Source organism: Flexivirga sp., assembly GCF_035551235.1.
GTDB lineage: Bacteria > Actinomycetota > Actinomycetes > Actinomycetales > Dermatophilaceae > Flexivirga.
Genome location: NZ_DASZNO010000019.1, coordinates 356,633 through 377,097 on the forward strand (window position 1 = coordinate 356,633; position 20,465 = coordinate 377,097).

Consider the following 20,465-nt stretch of genomic DNA (forward strand, 5'->3'; position numbering starts at 1 on the left):
GGCGAGAATCACTTGTCCTTATCGGTCTGCTGCGCGGCAGCACCACCGGCCGGGGCGAACCCAGCGGCGGCCGCGGCATCGGCAGTCTTGAACCACACCTCGGCGACCGTGGCGTCATACCAACGGGAACCGGCGACGTGGTACTTCATCGAGTCCTTGTTGCCCTTGACCGTGAAGGTCTGGGGGTCGGGCGACGCGCCGTCGGCGAGCGGGGCTGCCGAGTCGGCACCGAAGCCACCGTCGGCGACCTCGGACGTGGCGGTCTCGACCGGAGCGGCCGATTCCGTGACCGCCGCTGCCTTGACCGCGGCGGCCGGGCCGGCCAGGAAGCGCTCCAGCGCGGCCTGGGAGAAGACCACGTCGTCCGCGCACAACACGTCGTAGGTGTTGAGCTGGTCGGCGAACAGGATGTGCACGTCGGCGAGGTTGCGCACCGACAGCAGCGCCGCCTGCTCGTCGCGGCTCAGCACCACGAGGAGGTTCTTGCGCTCGGTGAGCTCACCCAGCACCGCGGCAGCCGTCTTGGTGGAGGGCGTGTTGCCCTCGACCAGGGAGGTCAGCACGTGAATGCGGTCGTGACGAGCCCGGTCGGAGAGGGCGCCACGCAGCGCGGCGGCCTTCATCTTCTTGGGGGTCCGCTGCGCGTAATCACGCGGCTTCGGGCCGTGCACGGTGCCACCACCGGCGAACTGCGGGGCGCGGGTCGAACCCTGACGGGCGCGGCCGGTGCCCTTCTGGCGGTAGGGCTTGCGACCACCACCGCGGACCTCGCCGCGGGTCTTGGTGGAGTGCGTGCCCTGACGTGCCGCCGCCAGCTGCGCCACCACGACCTGGTGGATCAGCGGGACGTTGGTCTGCACGTCGAAGATCTCGGCCGGCAGCTCGATGGTGCCCGCCTTGGCGCCAGTGGCGCTCTTGATGTCAACGGTCGTCATCTGGCTCAGGCCTCCTTGACGGACGACTTCGCCGCGGTCTTCACCAGGACGATGCCGCCGCGGGGGCCGGGAACGGCACCCTTGATCAGCAACAGACCCTTGTCGGCGTCGATCGCGTGAATCGTGAGGTTCTGGGTGGTCTGGCGCTCGCCGCCCATGCGGCCCGCCATACGCATGCCCTTGAAGACGCGGCCCGGGGTGGCGCAGCCACCGATCGAACCCGGCTTGCGGTGGTTCTTGTGTGCACCGTGCGAGGAGCTGACGCCGTGGAAGCCGTGACGCTTCATGACGCCGGCGAAGCCCTTGCCCTTGGTGGTGCCGACTGCGTCGATGACCTGGCCGGTCTCGAAGGTCTCCACGGTGACTTCCTGGCCGAGCTGGTACTCGGCAGCGTCAGCGGTGCGGATCTCTGCGAGGTGACGACGCGGCGTGACGCCGGCCTTCTCGAAGTGGCCGGTCAGCGGCTTGTTGACCTTGCGCGGGTCGATCGCGCCGAAGCCGATCTGGACCGCGTGGTAGCCCTCGCTCTCACCGCGAACAGCGGTGACGACGCAGGGGCCGGCCTGCACGACGGTGACCGGGATGAGCCGGCCGTTCTCGTCCCAGACCTGGGTCATCCCGAGCTTCTCGCCCAGGACGCCCTTCACGGAACGCTCAGTGGTGTGTGTCATATCGAGTCATTCCTCCCAGGTCAGAGCTTGATCTCGATGTTGACGTCCGCCGGCAGGTCGAGACGCATGAGCGAGTCGACGGCCTTCGGAGTCGGGTCAACGATGTCGATCAATCGCTTGTGGGTACGCATCTCGAAGTGCTCGCGGCTGTCCTTGTACTTGTGCGGTGAACGGATGACGCAGTAAACGTTCTTCTCCGTCGGGAGCGGCACAGGGCCGACCACCGTTGCACCGGCACGAGTCACCGTGTCGACAATCTTGCGCGCCGAGCTGTCGATGACTTCGTGGTCATACGACTTCAGTCGGATGCGGATCTTTTGTCCCGCCATTCGCCCGTGTCTCTCTCTCGCCGTACTTCAATTACTTACTAGGTCTGTTCGGTGCGACACGAAGGTTTCCATCCGACCCCCGCGCTCGGGTGTGTCGCGTGTGCTTCGCAGCACGGCGCAGACAACTCTGGCGTGGCAGGCCGGCGAAACCCAACGATTTCGCGCCTGTGGCTTGCGCTTCCCGACCTCACCCGCATGGTCCGCCTGCTGGTGGACTGGGCACTTTCGGGGCGGCAGCAACGTGTCTCGCCAAATCCGGATTACTCCGGATCGCTCGGCGACGCACGTGATCACTGCACGTCAAGCAACTTGAACAGTCTGCCAGAGACCTCCACGCAGTCCAAATCGAGCCGCGTGAGGTCCACCACGGCCCGGCGGCGGTTCGCCGACCTCAGCCGGTCAACTCTGCCGCCTCGATTGCGGCGAGTCGCCCACCCGGGCTTTCCATCTTCGGTGGCTTGCCGACCCACGCCCGTAGGTTCTGGACGACCATGACGTAGAAGTCGTCGACCGCGCTCTGTACCGAGTCGATCAGGCTGCCTCGGCCGGCACCCCTCTTGCTGCCCGTCGGGAGATCGAAGGAGACCTGGAAGCTGCGGAGCTCACGAGTGGGATCGTCGATCAGTGAGTTCGGGTCCTCACGCACGACACTCAGGACGCGCGAGGTGGCTGTTCGCGAGGTCGCGGTGTACGCATCGATCCGGGTGTCCGGTCGCGCATCACCCAATTGGCGCACCAACCACTTGACCCGAGTTGCCGGCCGACCCTCCCGTGGTGCGGGCAGCCGTATCGAGACGGTCACCCGTTCGGCCCGCAGATCCACGCGGACGATCAGCGGGCCGACGGTTCCGGGCACCTTCACACACCCGAAGAGCACCCCTGCACTCGCCAATTGCTCCACCTGGCTGAGGTGATCCGGCGCCTCAGCCGGTATGGCGGACTTGACCTCCACCCCGAGCAGACCTGTCAGTCGCAGGGCGATGTGGCGCATCAACTGTTCGAACTGCGCACAGACGTCGGCCACCTCGCGATCACTCGGATTGAGGGTTTGTCGACGCGCACCGTCCCTGACTTGCGTCCACGCGGGGCCCATGTCCGTGAAGCCGTGCAGACCGGACCGCGAACTGCGCATGTACCGGAGGAACTCCTCCAACACCGTCGCCTGTGTCGCATCCGGAATGGGACGGTGATCGGCGAGTAGGACGGCTGCCGTGCTGATCTCGTCCCAGGAGAGGTGGTGCAGTGCGACCTTCCGCAGCTTTCGACCATCGATGTCGACAGGGTGGCGCCCGTCGATCCCACACACTTGATTGGTGATCGTCAGGACCGCATCGATCCCCTTGCGGCGAGCGATCTCGACATACGTCTGAATCTGCTGCGCATCCAATGGATTACCGGCGGTCTTCACCTCGACCAGGCAGGTCCAGGTTCGCTGCCCGCGAGTGACTCTGAGGTATCCGTCCGGACGATATGGCTTCTCGTCCAGCGCGAACGGCACCTCCGTGAACGCCTCCAGATTGCCGGCCGGAGCCCCGAGCGGCGTCAGCAGTGCCCGACCGAACGGGCGTACCAGTGCCATCACCGCGAGCAGGGCTGAGGTGGCACGTCCCTCCTGCTCATCTCCTCCCCCGATCCCGGCGATGGGGAACAACCTGGCCGGGATCAGGTCGCCGCCCTTGGACGACGGCAGCGTCCGGTTCCAGTCGTCAGGCATTCGCGGCGGGCGGACTCGCCGTCGGACGGAAACCCGGTCCTCGTTGTCGGACGCGACGATCCGGTCCACTTCCGGGGCGGCGTCGGAAGTGCCACGAACAGCCTCGCCCTGCTCGGCATCCGCCGCTTCGTCGGCAACTTCGATCCCGTATTCGGCAGCGGCAACGTCCAGGCCGCCGGCATACCCCTGGCCGATTGCGCGGAATCGCCACATGCCCTCACGCCGATAGAACTCGCCGAACAGCAACGCCCGCTCGGTGGTCGCATCCACGATGTCGAACGTCACGAGGGCAGAGCCGTCATCGGACCGTTGGACGGTCAGGCGGAGGGCCGTGGCATCGGCGAACCCCGGGCCGATCGTCGCGTCGAGGCTCGCGACCAGCAGAACCCGCTCGACGTCGTCAGGAACCGCATCCAGATTGAGGGTCACCACCGCCGCGGAAGTGGCCTCTCGGCGGATCTTGTCGCGCAGGTGAACCGCGCCGTCCGGAGAGATGGGCTGGTTGTAGAAGACGAAGTCGTCGTTGGAACGAACGCGTCGGTCGTGGCCCAGCAGGAACACGCTGACGTCGGCATCGATGGCTTCGGCAGTCACGGTGTCGCCCGTCTCGAGTACGACCGTGACGACGCCGAGTTCGGCGTCCAGATCTCGCAACTTGACGTTTGCGCCCTTCGCCAGCCGGCGGCATTCCTGCGACGCGATACTCCCCATCACCAAGGAATGCCAGAGTTCCCCCGCGCGCGCAACCGAATCGGCCGAATCGGCACCCTCAACCGCCAGTCCCTCTCCGGCGCACTGGTCGGCGTGGGGCGCCATACACCGACCGCCGGTTAGGCTCGCGTGCATGGCAGTCGCCGCAGCTGAGGGCCTGACGATGCAGTACCCGCGGGTGCGCGCCCTCGACAACCTGACGCTCACGGTCCCGGAAGGCATCACCGGCGTCGTGGGCGTCAACGGCGCCGGCAAATCGACGCTGATCAAGATCATGCTCGGCCTGTTGCAACCGACCGGCGGCAGGGTTCGTGTGCTCGGGATGGATCCGACGGTGCAGGGGTCGAGTGTCCGCGCCCTCGTCGGCTACATGCCCGAGCACGATGTATTGCCCGGCGACGTGTCCGCCGCCGAATTCGTCATGCACATGGCGATGATGTCCGGCCTGCCGCGCAACGCCGCCCGCGAGCGCACCTCGGACGTGCTGCGCCACGTCGGGCTGGCCGAGGAGCGACACCGCGCGATGGGCGGCTACTCCACCGGCATGAAGCAACGCGCCAAGCTCGCCCAGGCGATCGTGCACAGTCCCCAGCTCGTGCTCCTCGACGAGCCCACCAACGGCCTGGACCCGCGTGCCCGCGACGACATGCTCGAGCTGATCGGGCGCATCGGCCACGACTTCGGGATCTCGGTGATGGTCACCAGCCACCTGCTCGGAGAACTCGAGCGGACCGTCGACTACGTGCTCGTGATCGACGGCGGGCGGCTGCTGCGCGCGGAGCGAACCCAGGACCTGACCCACACCACCGGGAGCGTCATGGTCGAGGTGCTCGGTCCGCCCGGCAGCGATCGGCAGGTCGGACAGGCACTGCTCGACCGCGGCGTGCAGGCCTGGCCGGTCGGTGACCGCATCGAGGTCCGGGTCGAGCGACCCGAGACCCTCGACCTGATCCGTGACGTGGTCGCCGACGCGGGACTCGGACTGGTGCGGCTGCAGGAGGTCCACCACAGCCTGGAAGAGGTCTTCGCGCAGCAAGGGGGTTCCGTATGAGCGAACAACACACGCCCGCCCGGCGCGGGGTCATCCACGACATCGGTTATCGACCCTTCACCGGCCGGCGCCAGAGCACCGGTGCCGTGGCCTGCTCCCTCTACCTCACGTCGTTGCGACACTGCTTCGGGCTCGGCCGGTCCGGCAGGTCGAAGGTCATGCCCTGGTTGATGGCGTTCCTGCTGCTCATCCCCGCGTTGGTCCTGGCCGGACTGCTCCTGCAGCTGAACAAGATGTCGCTGTCCAGTCAGGCGAACCTGTTCGCGCCGCTGGCCAACTACTTCGGCTTCCCCTACTGGACCCAGCTGCTCATCACTATCTTCGCCGCCGCGCAGGCGCCGGTCCTCTTCGCACGCGACCTGCGCTACCGCACGATCGTGCTCTATTTCGCCCGCCCGTTGTCGCGCAGCCTCTACATCCTGATGCGACTCGCGGCGCTGACGACAGCGCTGTTCGCGGTTGTCGTCATACCGCTGACCATTTGGTATGGCGCAGCGCTCAGCGCCGATGTCGACCGCGGCGAGCACACCCGGAACTACCTCGCCGCGGTCCTCGGAGTCGCGATCCTGGCGTTGCTGCTGGCGACCTTCTCCGCGATGGTCTCGGCGGTCACGACCCGGTCGGGCCTGGCGGTGACCGCGGTGATCGTCGGGCTGATGCTCAGCTCCGGCGTCGTGAAGGCGGTGCAGTCCGCGGCATACGCCGGCGACCACCGGACGATGAGCTTCGTCGGGTCGCTCTTCAATCCGTTCACGGTGGTGGCGGAGTTGATCAGCGGGCTGTTCGACCAGCCGACGCCGGACAGCACAGTCCTCCACCCCGGCGCGGGCTGGACGATCGGCTTCGTAGTCGCCGCCATCTGCTGGACACTCGGCGCCGCCGCGGTCCTGCTGCACCGCACTCGGAAGGCAGCATCCCTATGAGCGAGCTCCAGCTGACCGAGGTCTCCCGCTGGTACGGCAACGTGGTCGCGGTCAACGACGTCAACATGCACATCGGCCCCGGCATCACGGGCCTCCTCGGCCCGAACGGAGCCGGCAAGTCGACGCTGCTGTCGATGATGGCCGGCCTGTTGCCGCCGTCGGCCGGCACCGTGACCCTGGACGGGCAACCCACCCGCGGGCACGTCCAGATGTACCGGCGGATCGGACTCGTGCCGGTGCAGGAGTCGCTCTACGACTTCCTCACCGGCGAGCAGTTCGTCCGGCTCAACGCCGAGCTGCAGAAGATCCCACAACCCGAGCTCGCGGCGAAGCACGCCATCGGACTGCTGGACATGACCGAGGCGGCCGACCGCAGGATCTCGACATACAGCAAGGGCATGAAGCAGCGCATCAAGGTCGCGTCGGCGCTGGTGCACGACCCGGCGGTGCTCCTGCTGGACGAGCCGTTCAACGGCATGGACCCGATCCAGCGCCGGCACATGATGGGGCTGCTGACGCAGTTCGCCGAGCAGGGCCGCACGATCGTCTTCAGCTCGCACATTCTGGAGGAGGTCGAGCAGATCGCCCGCCACGTCGAGGTCGTCGTGGCCGGCCGACACGCTGCCAGTGGTGACTTCGCGGCCATCCGCCGCTTGATGACCGACCGCCCGAACCAGTACATCGTCCGCAGCTCCGACGACCGGAAGCTGGCTTCCCTGCTGCTCGCCGAGCCATCGGTGCGCGGCGCCCGGCTCCGCGGGGCGAACGCCTTGGAGGTGGAGGCCGATGACTTCGGCGGCTTCGCGCAGATCGTCCCGAAACTGGCGCGGGACAACGGGATTCGGATCTTCGAGCTCAACCCGACCGACGAGTCGCTCGAGAGCGTCTTCTCCTATTTGGTGAACTCATGAATAGCACCATCCTGCGCCTCGGATTGCGCTCCCTCTTCGGTCGTGCCCGCGTCTGGCTGATGATCGCGATGCCGGTGATCCTGGTGATCCTCGCGGTCGTCATCCGCGCCGCCTCGAACGGCGGCGACGACACCTACGCGGCGGAGAACTTCCTGCGCGTCTTCGGCGTCGGCATCGTCGTGCCCGTCGTCGCCCTGATCGCCACCACGACGCTGATCAACTCCGAGTTCGACGACGGCTCGATCATCTATCTGCTGACCAAGCCGATCTCCCGAGTGGCGATCATCGCCAGCAAGGCGGTCATCGTGCTCGGTGCCGGCGTGATCTTCGGGGCGTTGATGATGTTCGTCGCCGGCCTGCTGATGGTCGGTGGCAGTGACCGGGTCGCGATCGCGGCGCTGGCCGGCGGCGCCGTGTCGACCATCGCGTATGTCGGGATCTTCACCGCCCTGGCCACGACGATGAAGCGCAGCGTGGTCGGCTGCCTGCTCTTCTGGCTGATCTGGGAGTCGACGATCTCCTCGCTCTTCGCACCGGTCAAGTGGCTGTCCGCCCGCGCCTGGGGCAACGCCGTGATCCAGCACATCGCGAGCGCGCCCGACGACGGCAAGCCAGGCGTGCCACTCGCGTATGCCGTGATCGCCGCGTTCGTCGCCCTCGCCGCCGGCATCGCGCTCGCCGGGCAACGTCTCGCGTCGATGACGATCTCCGAGGAGTAGCCGGCCGGCCGGTGAGGGCAGCGGAAGACGGGACCCAGGTCTATTGCCGGTGCGCAGCGGCAGGGACAACGTGGGATGCGGGCCGCGGAGCTTGCGGGGGGCGACGGCCTGCTCCCACCTCGAAAGGACTCGATCCATGTCCATGCACCAGTGGAGGCCAGCCGTCGTCGGTGTGGCCGCTGTGTCCACCGCCCTCCTGGGCCTCACCTACGCGCCACCGGCACATGCCGACGGTGTCTCCTGCACACCCGACGCGGGCGGCTCAGGGCTCAGCGCGGCTGTGGTCGCGCAGCCACACCGGACGATCGCCGATCGGACGATCGATGCCACCGGATGCGACATCGGAATCTATGTCGGTCCGGGCGCCACGCATGTGACGATCTCCGGTGTCACCGTCGAGAACGCGAACTTCCAAGGCATCTTCGCCGAGCGGACCTCGCATCTGCGGGTCGCCGGGTCCACGCTCACCGGCAACGGTTTCCACACCACCGACCCGTCCGCTCCCCCGCTCGAGGGCAGCGGCGTCAAGTCGTATGTCGGCCAGGCATTCGCGATCAGTCTCTTCGGCGTCTCCCACTCGGCAGTCGTCGGGAACTCGGTCCACGACAACGGCCGTGGCGGTATCGGCGTGATGGACAACGGTGCCAACGATCCCGGCTGGCTGATGCAGAAGCAGAACCCCGACGCACCGCTGGTCCCGTCGACGTATGACGTGATCGCCGGCAACCACACGTGGTCCAACTACAGCGGCTGCGGGATCGTGACAGCGACGCAGAACTTCGGCGGCCGACTGAGCAATCTGCAGATCATGAACAACACCATCACCGGGACCATCGGCCAATTCACGGCGAACGGCCCGGACATCGGTGGCATCGTCGTCGCCGCGGACCCGCCCGAGTCGCGCGTCGACAACGTCAATGTGATGGGCAATTCGGTGTCGCAGTCATTCGAGGGCGGCATCATCGTCAACGCCGAGGCCTTCAACTCCTCCACCAACCGCGTCACGGTGTCGGCCAACACGGTCACCGCGAACAACTGGGGCCACCTGGAAGCACCGCAGATGGCCGGCGTCCTCGTCTACGCCAACCCGGCGCCCATCCCACCGGGCACCACCGCGCCGCGTAACGTCGCCACCACCGTGACCGGTAACACCCTCGGCGCGCAGTTCTACGGGATCTGGTCCCTCGGTGACTTCGCGCCCAAGACTGCGGGCAACACGATCTCGGTCACCCCTGGAGGCACTCCGATCTTCCACGGCTGACTCAGGGTGTATGGCGAAAGGCGTTGACACTCAGGCTGGTTCGCCACCTGGGTGTCGCGCCTCTTCCTCGGCTCCGGTCCTCGCTCGTGCCTCGCTGCGATCCTCACGTCGGTCGGCGCTCAACCGACCCACCTCATCGGGTCACCCCACCCGAGGTCCGTCACACCGTGCTTGTCCAGCGACAACGCCACCAGGGTCCGACGGTGCGCGGCGAAGGTCAGCACGTGCGCGATCATGCCGCCGTAGGTGAAGACCTCGGCCCGCTCGCCGCACGCGTCGACGAACGTGTCGTCGAGCTCGCCGTGCTGGATGGCGGCGCGGACGTTCTCGGCGAAGCGTGGTCCGTCGACCGTCAGCCGGGATCGCAGCGAGAGCACCGACTCGTGTTCCTCGACGCTCCAGTCGTATTCGCGGTTCGCCAGCACGGCGTTCCACATCCCCATCTGGCCGACCAGGCGGGACAGCAACCGGCGCAACGTCATCACGTCCGGGTCGTCGTCGAGGCCGTACTCGATGGGTTCGTCCAGTTGCTCATCGGTCAATCGCGTTGCCCGGTCGATGAATTCGCCGGTCAGCCAGATGTGATGATCGATCATTCGGGTCAGTAGATCCATGGCGGTGAAGCCTCCTCGGCCGGGCAGCCGTAGCCCTCCCGGTGGTTGAAAGTGGACGCCGTTGTTCGACGGGATCTTGAAGTCGCCCGGGTGACAACGGAAATCGCGTGGCGCCATACCGAAGAGGCGGGCGAAGGCACGCGTGAAGGCCTCGTGTGAGGCGTAGCCGGCTTCGACCCCCACGTCGAGGATCCGGCGCTCACTGGTGATGAGCCGGTATGCCGCGCGCTCCAGCAGAAGCCTCCTGCGGAGCGTCGCGGGCGGTTCACCGCCGACCGACGACACGATGCGGTCCAGGTGAAACCGTGACGTGTAGAGCCGCGCCGCCAACCGGGTCGGGGACGTCGAGTGATCGTCGAGGGTCTCGGCGAGGATCCCGACATACCGGCCGAAGGTGTCGGCGTTGCTGCTCATGTCTGCAGCATGGCGCACGTCGCTCGGTCCGGCTTGATCGTCGTTGCCCGGTCGCTCAGCCCCTGTCGGGAGTCATCTTGCCGGCCCGCGCCGCGCGCAGCGCCGCGATCCCCTGCGGTATGGCGCCACACGCGAGCACGGCCATCGCGAGCGTCCAGGACCCGCTGGTGTCATGGACGGCACCGATCAGGATCGGCCCGATCGCGGCCAGCCCGTAGCCGACGGCCTGCGCCATACCCGAGACCTGTCCGGCCTGTGCGGTGGAGTTGCTGCGCAACACCATGAAGAGCAGCGCGAGGCCGATGCCGCAGCCGGGGCCGACCATGATCATGCCGGCCCACAGCACCCACCAGCCGTGGACGGTCAGCAGGCCGACGAAGCCCAGGACGCAGATTCCCAATGCTGCCAACGTGATTGCTCGCTGGTCGGCGAAGCGGCCGGCGATGATCGGCGCCAGCAGCGAGCAGGTGAGGCCCACTGTCTGGCCGAGTGCGAGCACCCCACCGGCGGCGCCGCTCGACATACCCGCTTCGTCCATGAGGAACGTCGGCAGCCAGGCTCCGAACGTGTAGAAGATCAGCGACTGCGCGCCCATGTAGACCGTGATCGCCCACGCGGTGCGGTCGCGCCAGAGATTGCTGGACGGGCGCGTCGCCGACGCGACGTGCCGGCGCCGCAACTGCGGCAGCCACTGCACCATCGCGATGACGACGAGCAGGCCCCATGCCGCCAGGGTCAGCCGCCACCTGCCGCCGACCGCATCGTCGATCGGCACGGTCAGCCCCGCGGCGACGGCGGCACCGCCGGACAGCGTCATGGAATAGAGACCGGTCATCAGGCCCGACCGGTGTGCGAAGTCGCGCTTGATCAGTGCGGGCAGGACGACATTGCACACGCCGATCCCGATCCCGATGAGCACGGATCCGCCGAAAAGCGCTGCGGGAGAAGCGATCAGTCGCAGGGCGATGCCAGCCACCAGCACGGCGAGCGCACCGAAGATGGTCTGCTCGATGCCATAGCGATGCGCCATCCGCGGCGCGACCGGCGCGCTGAGCCCGAAGAAGAGCACCGGCAGCGCGGTCAGCAGACCGGCGGTCGAACTGCTGAACCCGAAGGAGTCGGAGATCGTGTCGAGCAGTGGCGACACCGAGACGACCGCGGGGCGCAGGTTCGCCGCGACCAGCATGATGCCGACTGCCGCCGCGATCGCGGCACGCCCACTGAGCGACGAGCCGTCGTGGGTCTCTTGGGTGTCCATCTCGGCGCAGCTCATCGGCGGGCACCCTCCTCGGCGTCGGTGAGGTAGGCGTCGACGGCGGCGCGGGCCGCGTCGGGGTCACGGTGCTCGATCGCCTCGACGAGAGCGCGGTGGCCGGGCGGGTGGACCTGTGTCGAGTGCAGTGCTCGGGTGACCTCCGCATGCGACTTGTGCATCGCTTCCACCACGCCGGCGTAGATCTGGACGAGCAGTGCGTTGCCGCAGCCGTTGACGACGCCGGCGTGGAAGGCGATGTCCGCCCGGTCGTAGGCTTCGAGTTCGCCTGTGGCAAAGGCCTTTTCGGCTGCTTCGAGGAGACGTCTCATCTGCTTTGTGGCGTCGACTGTCGCCGAGCGCGCGGCGGACGCCGCCGCCTCCGATTCGAGGGCTCGCCGCACCTGGAGCAGGTCGAACAGTTCACGGTGCTCGGTGCGGCCCAGCACCGCGGCGAACGGATTGTCGCTCTTCACGTAGGTGCCGTCACCACGGCGCGGCGCCAGCAGTCCGGCGTGCTCCAGCGCGCGGACCGCCTCCCGGATCGTGTTCCGGCCGACACCGAAGCTGCGCACCAGCTCCGGCTCAGCGGGGATGCGCTCCCCGACCGGCCACGCTCCACTGCGGATCAACTGCTCCATGCGCTCGACGACGAGCTCGCTGGTGCGTTTCGGTGATGCGATGAGGTCCGACACTCGAAACAGCCTAACGTGGGATGTTTCGTGCCCGACCCGGCATTCGTATGCCGAGACCGGCATCGCGCGGCCGCTGGGAGCGAGCCGCCCACGACGCGCAGACCTCACCGAAATGGGGAGCGGACTACGGTCCGTTTTTCCCGCCGCGCGCGTATCGTTGAACGGACAACGAGCCTCGGACACAGGAGTCACCATGAGACTGCACAACCTGCCCACCCGTCTGGCCACCGGTGCCTACATCCTTCACTCCGGCTGGGCGAAGTGGCACGGCAACGAGGAGCAGGCAACCGGCATACACGCAATGGCGTCGGGTGCGTTCCCCGTCTTCAGGTCGATGAAGGCACCGCACTTCCTCAAGATGCTCTCGGTCGGCGAGATGGCACTCGGTACGGCGCTCCTCACGCCGGTCGTGCCGCCGGCGATCGCAGGTGCCGCCCTCACCGGGTTCTCGGGCGCGCTCGTGACGATGTACCTGCGAACCGAGGGCATGCACGAGCCCGGCAGCCCGTGGCCGACACCGCAGGGGACCGCGATCTCCAAGGACATCTGGATGTTCGGCATCGGACTCGGGCTCGTGATCGACGGAGTGACCAAGCCCGCCGCGGGGTGAGATTGCCGGACCACCACGCGCCATACGACACAGGCGCCCTTCCCGTATGCCGGGAAGGGCGCCTGCGATGAATCGGGTGCGGTCAGACGGACCGGGGCAGTGTGACCGCAACCCTCCCGACCCGCCTCGATCCGGACTCCGGCTCCTGCAGGTTCTCCAGATGCTCCTTGCCGGTGCGGGGGCCGAAGACTGCGATCGTCACTGCCACGATGACCCAACACGCAGCGATGTAGACGAACACCGGGCTGTAGCCGTAACTGCCGAAGATCGAGGCCACCAGCAGCGGACCCATGATGTTTGCGAGTCGACCCACGCCATAGACGAATCCATTGCCGGAGTTGCGGTAGGCCGTCGGGAACAGCTCCGGGGTGTAGGCATAGAGCAACGCTGCGAAGGTCTGGATCAGGGCGTTGACGCAGAACCCGAAGACCACGATCGCGATCGGGTTGAAGGTGAGCCCGTACGCCAGGCCGCACGCCGCGATGGAAGCGGCGACGATGGCGATCGGCACCTTGCGCCCGAACCGGTCCGACAGCGGCCAGGCAAGCAACGCTCCGGGAACCGCACCCAGCGTGGTGAGTGCCGAGAACGTCAGGCTGTGCACCAGGTCGAAGCCGTGGGCCTGCAACAGCGTCGGCACCCAGGCGACGAAGCCGTAGAAGCCGAGGGTCTGGAAGATCCACACGACGGAGAGCATCAGGGTGCGCCGGCCGACTGCGCCCCGGAAGAGCATCACGTAGGTCCCACGCTCGGGCTGCTGCTCCGACCACACGACGATGGGCTCCGACTCCGACGAGGGTCGACCGGTCTCGCTCTCGATCGCCGCGACGACCTCATGGGCGCGGTCGCTCATCCCGTGCTGCAGCAGCCAGCGCGGACTCTCCGGCAGCCTCGCAATGAGCGGCAGCGCCAGCGCGCCGAGCGCTCCGAAGACGAAGACGAAGCGCCAGCTGTCGTGGCCCAGCGGGATGATCGCGCGTGCCGCGAACGACATGGCGGGTATGCCGACGAGGCCGATGGCCATCACCCCGGACTGCATGCGTCCCCGGTTGGCCGCAGGCATGATCTCGCACACGTAGGTCGTGCCCGCGACAGTCATCGCCGACAGCCCGGCACCGGTGAGGACCCGCGCGATACCGAGACTGACGGTGCTGGACATGAAGGCGTTCAACAGCGAGCTCGTGGAGAAGAACGTCACTGAACCGAGCAGTGCGCGCCGGCGTCCGACAGCATCCGCAAAACGCCCACCGAAGGTCGCCCCGATGAACATGCCCACGAAGGATGCCGAGGTCACGACTGCGATCGCGTGGACGCTGAGACCCAGGTTGTCCTTGAGCGCGGGCGCGACGTACGCGAACGTGTTGAGGTCGCCGAACTCGAAGAGGAAGGCCACCGCCAGCGCCAGCAGCACCCGTCGATGGAAACGCCCGATCGGCAGGCGGTCCAGTCGTTCAGCCAGGATCGTGTCAAGCATGGTCATGCTCCTTCAGCCAGCACACGCTCGGTGTGCATCATGTCGGACGTTGCTGCGAAACCCGCGCGACGGCCGAAGACCGACCCCGCGGTGAGCCCGGATCCACCCGGGTAGTTGAACCAGAACAGACCGCCGAGGGCCTCACCCGCGGCATACAGTCCGGGGATGGTCTGGCCCGCCGTATCGAGCACCCGGCCGTGCGTGTCGGTGCGAAGCCCACCGAAGGTGAACGTGATGCCGCAGGTGACGGGGTAGGCCACGAAGGGTGCCTCGTCGATCGGTTGGGCCCAGTTGGACTTCGGCGGATTGACGCTGGGGGCGCACTTGCCGTCCTTGATCGTCGGATCGAACGGATGGTCGGTGATGTCCGCATTGAAGGTGGAGACCGTCCGCGTCAGCGCGCTCGCGTCGATCCCCAGTCGTGCGGCGAGTTCCTCGAGGGTCTGCGCCTCGACGCGTGTCGCGCCGGGCGCCTGATATTCCTCCGGACGTAGCAGGTCGGCGGCCTTGGCGTCGAAGATCTGCACGGCATACCCGTCCGGCTGCTGGAGGACTGCCGCTCCGTACTTCGCATAGGTGTAGTTGCGGTAGTCGGCACCCTCGTCGACGAACCGCTCACCGTCGCTGTTGACGACGATGCCGAAGGGGTAGCCGCCCCTGGTCAGCTGATTGGTGAGCTCGCGATCGCCGGTCGGTGATGCGCCGGCGTCCCACGCGACCGAGTGACATCCGCTCCACTGGCCGTAGGGTTGCGCGCCGTGGGCCAGCGCCATGCGCAACCCGTCCCCCGTGTTGTATGGCGTGCCCCGCACCAACGCCAGATCCCATCCGGGGCCCAGGTTCTCGGCCCGCATCTGCGGGTTGGCCTCGAACCCGCCACTGGCGACGACCACGGCGGAGGCATGCACCTCGTGGACCCCGTCATCACCGCTGACGACAACGCCGGTGACTTCGCCACCCTTTTCGAGCAGATCCGTCACGTGCGCGCCGAACCGCACCTCGATGCCGGCCTGTTCCGCCGCCCGCAGGTGCTGCGCAAACATGCCCTTGCCACCGTCGACGGCGCCGAGCGACAGCCCGCCCCAGAAACGCCACTGCCCGTCGACGGCATACGCCTGGCGGTGGAACATCAGCTCGAACCGAAGGCCCTTGCCGTGCAACCAACTGATCACGTCGCGGGACTCGCCAACCAGGACTTCGGAGAGCTCGCGGTCGGTGCGACCCTTCGTGATCCGCTGCAGATCGGCCGCGAAGTCCGCCGTGGTGTAGGGGTCGAGCGTGATGCGGCCCTCCTTGTCCGCCGGCAGGGGTTCGATCACCTCGGCGAGGTCCGCCAAACCGTGGTGCGCGATCCGCATCGCACCGGCGGTGAAGTAGGTGTTGCCGCCGGCCCATTCCCGGGGTGCCTTCTCCAGCAACAGCACCTCCGCCCCCGATTCCCGGGCGGCGTGCGCGGCACAGAATCCTGCGTTTCCGCTGCCGATGACGACGACGTCGTAGATGTCGGACACGTGCGTTTCTCCTTTGTTGACGGTCATGCGCTGTGGATGTGGTCGGCCGAGCCGACCGGCGTGAGTTGCGGGCCGGGCAGGAAGAGCTCGGCGGTGGCAATGCATCGGGCCGCGCGGCTGAGCGTCACCCGGCGGGGACCGGAGTCATCGGACCGGTCGATGCGCGCCACGACCACGCCCGCCGCAGTGCCGATCCGCAGCGATCCGGTGCCCGCCAACTGCCGGCCGAACAACGCCGGCAGCGTTGCGGGGACGGTGGCTGCGCTGAGCACCGCCACAGCCGCGGTGAGGCCGATGGCGGGGTGCGGCCCGCCCATCGAGAGCATGCGGACACTGAGGTCGTAGTCCGCGGCGTCCACCGCGCTCCCGTCGGTGGTGCGGTATGCCGCAGGCGGCCCGACGATGCCGACCTTCGGAATCGCTTGCGGCAGGGGATCGTGCTCGTCGACCAGACCCATCGCGAGGGCTGCGGCGCGACGGAGTGCGACGAGTCGTTCGGCCTCCGGTCCGAGAACCCGCGGCGACTCGGTCCCGATCAGGCCCAGGTCGTCCGCGGCCACGAGCACCGACGGTGCGCCCGCGTCGGCCAACGTCGCCCGCACGGCCCCGGATCCGGACGGCAGCAGGTCCACGGGGTGTCCGGTGGGCAGCAGGGTTCCGGTGGAGCCACCGGCCGGGTCGACGAAGGTGAGATCCACCGGGACACCGGGCTGTACCACCCCGGGCACTCGCGCGGCACCGGAGATCGGCACCGCGCCCCCGGGCGTCGCGACCACCGTCTCGGCGACCGTGCCGGTATTGGTGTTGTGGATGCGAACGGTCGTCACCGGATCCATCGCGGCCACCACCCCGGTCTGCACGGCATACAGCCCGACCGCCGTGGCGCAGTTGCCGCAGTTGCTGCCCCACTCGACGCTCGGCTCGCCGATGCCGACCTGGGCGAAGGTGTAATCGACGTCGCAGTCAGCGCGGACCGACGGCCCCACGATCGCGGCCTTGGAGGTGGTGGAGGTCGCGCCGCCGACGCCGTCGAGTTGACGCCGGTCCTCGGCTCCGAACGCGATGAGCAGCGCCCGATCGCGATCGATGCCGAGTCCGTCGATCTGTGCGGCATCGAAGATCCAGCACTTGCTGGTGCCGCCGCGAACCAATGTTCCGTGCAGTTTCACGTCATTCCCTTCGTGGTTTCCGGAAACCACGATGAGACCTGAAACACATCAGCACAATCTCCAATATCAGAGATGCCATTAAGTTGAGCTAACATCAGCCCATGGCTGAACTCGACGTGCGACGGCTTGCTCTTCTGGCGGAGGTGGCCGGCGAGGGCTCGATCTCAGCGGCAGCGAAGGCAGCGGGTTACACGCCGTCGGCCGTGTCTCAGCAGATCGCCAAACTGGAGCGCGAGGCCGGCCAGCCACTCCTCGAACGACACGCCCGGGGCATCTCCCTGACGGACGGTGGCCGGGCTCTCGTTGGCCGAGCAGGCCGTATTGCCAACGAGATTCGCGCTGCTCGGGCCGAGCTGGACGAGATCGCCGGGCTTCGCTCAGGGTCGGTGCGGCTGGGGTCGTTCCCGACTGCGAGCGCGTCCCTGCTCCCACTCGCCGTCAAGGGGTTCGGGTTGCAGCATCCGGACATCACGGTGTCGGTCCGCAGCGCCCTGCGCGCGGAGTTGCTGGAGATGCTGCACGTTCGCGACGTCGAGCTCGCGCTGCTGTGGGACTACGACTGGGACCGGATCGAGGACAGCTCGCTGGAGCTCCTGCCGCTGATCGACGACCCCACAGCGCTGCTGGTCTCCGCCGGTCATCGGCTCGCCGACCGGTCCGCTGTGCCGTTGGAAGAGCTCGCGCGGGAACAATGGGTGACTCGAGCCGATGACCACCCGCTGGGCGACGTGCTGCGCCGCGTGACCGCTCGGGCCGGCGCGGAGCCCCAGATCACCTTCGAGGCACACGACTACCACGAGGTGCAGGCGATGGTCGCAGTCGGTCTCGGCGTCGCACTCGCTCCCCGAACCGCCCTCACCAACCTGCGCGAAGACGTGCGGGTGATCGATGTCTCCCCCGGCGCACCCGTCCGTCGCATCATGCTGGCGCGCTTGGCGGACCGCCGACTGACACCCGCCGAAGAAGGCATGCGAAGCGAATTCATCACTGCCGCAGCGGAACTCGCAGCCACCTTCCGATGACTCCCAGCTCCATGAGCCGAGAATGACACAGGCGCCCTTCCCGTATGCCGGGAAGGGCGCCCTGCGATGAACCGAGGCTGTCAGGCGGCTACGCGCTCGCCTCGCTGCGCTTGGCCAGCCGCAGCCAGGTCTCGACGACGGTGTCGGGGTTGAGCGACATCGACTCGATGCCCTGGTCCAGCAGCCAGTCGGCCAGGTCCGGGTGGTCCGAGGGCCCCTGCCCGCAGATGCCGACGTACTTGCCACGGGCCTTGCAGGCCTTGATCGCCATGGACAGCATCGCCTTGACGGCGGGGTTGCGCTCGTCGAAGCCGGCGGCGACCAGGCCGGAGTCGCGGTCCAGGCCCAGGGTCAGCTGCGTCATGTCGTTGGAGCCGATCGAGAAGCCGTCGAAGTGATCGAGGAACTGGTCGGCGATGACCGCGTTGCTCGGCACCTCGCACATCATGATGACCTGCAGGTCGTTCTCACCGCGCTTCAGGCCGTTCTTGGCCAGCAGGTCGATGACACCTTCGGCTTCCTCGAGAGTGCGCACGAACGGGATCATCACCTTCACATTGGTGAGCCCCATGTCCTCGCGGACGTGACGCAGCGCCTCGCACTCCATGGCGAAGCAGTCCTCGAAATCCTTTGACAGGTAACGCGATGCGCCGCGGTACCCGATCATCGGGTTCTCTTCGTCGGGCTCGAATCCCTCACCACCGAGCATGCCCGCGTATTCGTTGGACTTGAAGTCCGACATACGCACGATGACCGGCTCGGGCGCGAACGCCGCGGCCAGCATCGAGACACCCTCGGCCACCCGCTTGACGAAGAACTCGCGCGGGCTGTCGTATGCCGAGATCAGCGCCTCGATGTCCGCGCGAAGCTCCGGCTCCTGCTGGTCCAGCTCGAGCAGGGCGCGCGGGTGGATCCCGATCTGGCGGTTGATGATGAATTCGAGCCGGGCCAGGCCGATCCCCTTGTTGGGCAGCCGGCTGAACTCGAACGCCTGGTCCGGGGTGCCGACGTTCATCATGATCTTGACCGGGACCTCGGGCATCTCGTCCAGAGCGGTCTCGTTGACGTCGAAGTCGCGCGCGCCGTCATAGACGAAGCCGGTGTCGCCCTCGGCGCAGGAGACGGTGACCTCCTGGCCATCCGCCAAATCCTTTGTCGCAGAGCCGGTTCCGACGACGGCGGGAATGCCGAGCTCACGCGCGATGATCGCTGCGTGGCAGGTGCGGCCACCGCGGTTGGTGATGATCGCCGACGCGCGCTTCATGATCGGCTCCCAGTCGGGGTCGGTCATGTCCGCGACGAGCACCTCGCCGGGCTGGAACTCGTGCATCGAGTCGATCGAGCCGAGCCTGCGCACCGCGCCCGCACCGATCTTCTGGCCGATGGCGCGACCCTCGGCCACGATCGGGCCGCGCTCCTTGAGCACGAACCGCTGCAGCGTCGAGGCGTTGGCACGCGACTGCACGGTCTCGGGACGGGCCTGCAGGATGTAGAGCTTGCCGTCGACACCGTCCTTGCCCCACTCGATGTCCATCGGCCGGCCGTAGTGCTCCTCGATGGCGACCGCGTGCTTGGCCAACTCGGTGACCTCGTCGTCGGTGAGCGACAGCTTGCCCTGGTCGGCCTCGTCGACCGGCACGAAGTGGATGGTCTCCCCCACGGTCGGGTCGTCGGTGTAGACCATCTTGGTCGCCTTGGTCCCGACGCCGCGCTTGAGGATCGCGGGACGATCGGCCTTCAGCGCCGGCTTGTAGACGTAGAACTCGTCGGGGTTGACGGCGCCCTGGACGACGGCCTCGCCGAGGCCGTAGCTGGAGGTGATGAAGACCGCGTCGCGGAAGCCGGACTCGGTGTCCATCGTGAACATCACGCCGGAGGACCCGATGTCCGAGCGCACCATCCGCTGGACGCCGGCGGACAGCGCCACCAGCGAGTGGTCGTAGCCGGCGTGCACGCGGTAGGCGATGGCACGGTCGTTGTAGAGCGAGGCGAAGACCAGCTTGATCGCGTGCAGGATGTTGTCGATGCCGCTGATGTTGAGGAAGGTCTCCTGCTGGCCGGCGAACGACGCGTCCGGCAGGTCCTCGGCGGTGGCGCTGGAGCGCACCGCGAAGGTCGCGTCCTTGCCCTGCTCACCGGTGAGCTTCTCGTATGCCGAGCGAATGTCGGCCCCGAGGTCGGCCGGGAATTCCTGCCGCTCGATGTCGCCGCGGATCTTCGCACCGACCTTCGCCAGTTCCCGCACGTCGTCCACGTCGAGGCCGTCCAGCAGCCCGTCGATCTCGGCCTTCAGGCCGGTCTCTTCGAGGAACCGCCGGTAGGCGTCCGCAGTGGTCGCGAACCCGGTCGGCACGCTCACGCCGGCCTTGGACAGGTGCTGCACCATCTCACCGAGCGAGGCATTCTTGCCACCCACGGTCTCGACGTCGTTCATGCCGAGATCGGCGAACCACTCGATGTTCGTCATGTCGGGATTCCT

Annotated in this window: 18 protein-coding genes; 7 read left to right on the forward strand and 11 right to left on the reverse strand. The window is 67.4% G+C overall.

All coding sequences use genetic code 11. The features are described 5' to 3' along the window. Nucleotides 1–8 precede the first annotated feature (8 nt). From rplD to VG502_RS04865, 4 genes are all read right to left on the reverse strand, one after another. The gene (rplD, locus tag VG502_RS04850) at nt 9–944 is read right to left on the reverse strand and encodes a 50S ribosomal protein L4, sunset domain variant (RefSeq protein WP_414655700.1); all 936 of its coding nucleotides are present in this window, start codon (nt 942–944) and stop codon (nt 9–11) included. After that, entirely contained in the window at nt 941–1,606 is a 666-nt protein-coding gene (gene rplC, locus VG502_RS04855; RefSeq protein ID WP_325548893.1) for a 50S ribosomal protein L3, read from the reverse strand. Before rplC ends, rplD begins: the two co-directional genes overlap by 4 nt. Before the next feature lie 20 nt (nt 1,607–1,626). Further along, nucleotides 1,627–1,935, reverse strand: a complete 309-nt coding sequence (rpsJ, locus tag VG502_RS04860) for a 30S ribosomal protein S10 (RefSeq protein WP_114930053.1) — start codon at nt 1,933–1,935, stop codon at nt 1,627–1,629. Between the two features lie 391 nt (nt 1,936–2,326). After that, nucleotides 2,327–4,360 carry a TerD family protein gene (locus VG502_RS04865; protein ID WP_325548926.1) on the reverse strand — a complete coding sequence of 678 codons (2,034 nt, stop codon included), beginning with the start codon at nt 4,358–4,360 and terminating at the stop codon, nt 2,327–2,329. A 133-nt stretch (nt 4,361–4,493) separates the two neighbouring features. Here VG502_RS04865 and VG502_RS04870 point away from each other — a divergent pair, with 133 nt between their 5' ends. The 5 genes from VG502_RS04870 (at nt 4,494) to VG502_RS04890 (ending at nt 9,225) form a co-directional block, all read left to right on the forward strand. Next, nucleotides 4,494–5,411: an ABC transporter ATP-binding protein gene (locus tag VG502_RS04870; protein ID WP_325548894.1), complete on the forward strand. Its 918-nt coding sequence runs from the start codon at nt 4,494–4,496 to the stop codon at nt 5,409–5,411. Then, nucleotides 5,408–6,334 carry an ABC transporter permease gene (locus VG502_RS04875; protein ID WP_325548895.1) on the forward strand — a complete coding sequence of 309 codons (927 nt, stop codon included), beginning with the start codon at nt 5,408–5,410 and terminating at the stop codon, nt 6,332–6,334. Before VG502_RS04870 ends, VG502_RS04875 begins: the two co-directional genes overlap by 4 nt. Beyond that, nucleotides 6,331–7,245 (forward strand): ABC transporter ATP-binding protein, encoded by a 915-nt coding sequence (locus VG502_RS04880; protein ID WP_325548896.1) that lies wholly within the window; start codon nt 6,331–6,333, stop codon nt 7,243–7,245. The genes VG502_RS04875 and VG502_RS04880 overlap by 4 nt, the downstream gene beginning before the upstream one ends. Next, nucleotides 7,242–7,964: an ABC transporter permease gene (locus VG502_RS04885; protein ID WP_325548897.1), complete on the forward strand. Its 723-nt coding sequence runs from the start codon at nt 7,242–7,244 to the stop codon at nt 7,962–7,964. The genes VG502_RS04880 and VG502_RS04885 overlap by 4 nt, the downstream gene beginning before the upstream one ends. Before the next feature lie 136 nt (nt 7,965–8,100). After that, on the forward strand, nt 8,101–9,225 hold the full coding sequence (locus VG502_RS04890; RefSeq protein ID WP_325548898.1) for a right-handed parallel beta-helix repeat-containing protein: 1,125 nt from the start codon (nt 8,101–8,103) through the stop codon (nt 9,223–9,225). 119 nt (nt 9,226–9,344) lie between these two features. Here VG502_RS04890 and VG502_RS04895 read toward each other — a convergent pair whose 3' ends face one another. Genes VG502_RS04895 through VG502_RS04905 form a run of 3 tightly spaced genes read right to left on the reverse strand, consistent with a single transcriptional unit; the run spans nt 9,345 to nt 12,200 of the window. Continuing rightward, nucleotides 9,345–10,253, reverse strand: a complete 909-nt coding sequence (locus VG502_RS04895; protein WP_325548899.1) for a helix-turn-helix transcriptional regulator — start codon at nt 10,251–10,253, stop codon at nt 9,345–9,347. 55 nt (nt 10,254–10,308) lie between these two features. Beyond that, nucleotides 10,309–11,526, reverse strand: a complete 1,218-nt coding sequence (locus VG502_RS04900; RefSeq protein WP_325548900.1) for a CynX/NimT family MFS transporter — start codon at nt 11,524–11,526, stop codon at nt 10,309–10,311. Continuing rightward, nucleotides 11,523–12,200 carry a FadR/GntR family transcriptional regulator gene (locus VG502_RS04905; protein WP_325548901.1) on the reverse strand — a complete coding sequence of 226 codons (678 nt, stop codon included), beginning with the start codon at nt 12,198–12,200 and terminating at the stop codon, nt 11,523–11,525. Before VG502_RS04905 ends, VG502_RS04900 begins: the two co-directional genes overlap by 4 nt. Before the next feature lie 193 nt (nt 12,201–12,393). Between VG502_RS04905 and VG502_RS04910 the strand changes: the two genes are divergently transcribed. Beyond that, nucleotides 12,394–12,810, forward strand: a complete 417-nt coding sequence (locus VG502_RS04910; RefSeq protein WP_325548902.1) for a hypothetical protein — start codon at nt 12,394–12,396, stop codon at nt 12,808–12,810. An 82-nt stretch (nt 12,811–12,892) separates the two neighbouring features. Here the strand turns inward: VG502_RS04910 and VG502_RS04915 are convergent, their stop codons facing one another. From VG502_RS04915 to VG502_RS04925, 3 genes are read right to left on the reverse strand one after another with little or no spacing between them, the layout of a single operon-like run. Beyond that, nucleotides 12,893–14,284: an MFS transporter gene (locus tag VG502_RS04915; protein WP_325548903.1), complete on the reverse strand. Its 1,392-nt coding sequence runs from the start codon at nt 14,282–14,284 to the stop codon at nt 12,893–12,895. A 2-nt stretch (nt 14,285–14,286) separates the two neighbouring features. Continuing rightward, nucleotides 14,287–15,795, reverse strand: a complete 1,509-nt coding sequence (gene tcuA, locus VG502_RS04920; protein WP_325548904.1) for an FAD-dependent tricarballylate dehydrogenase TcuA — start codon at nt 15,793–15,795, stop codon at nt 14,287–14,289. Between the two features lie 23 nt (nt 15,796–15,818). Continuing rightward, a complete protein-coding gene (locus tag VG502_RS04925) occupies nt 15,819–16,964 on the reverse strand; it encodes a PrpF domain-containing protein (protein ID WP_325548905.1) in 1,146 nt (381 codons plus the stop codon). Between the two features lie 101 nt (nt 16,965–17,065). Between VG502_RS04925 and VG502_RS04930 the strand changes: the two genes are divergently transcribed. Next, a complete protein-coding gene (locus VG502_RS04930; RefSeq protein WP_325548906.1) occupies nt 17,066–17,986 on the forward strand; it encodes a LysR family transcriptional regulator in 921 nt (306 codons plus the stop codon). 88 nt (nt 17,987–18,074) lie between these two features. On the opposite strand, the gene ppsA is transcribed toward VG502_RS04930, so the two are convergent. Next, on the reverse strand, nt 18,075–20,453 hold the full coding sequence (gene ppsA, locus VG502_RS04935; RefSeq protein ID WP_325548907.1) for a phosphoenolpyruvate synthase: 2,379 nt from the start codon (nt 20,451–20,453) through the stop codon (nt 18,075–18,077). Between the last annotated feature and the right edge of the window lie 12 nt (nt 20,454–20,465).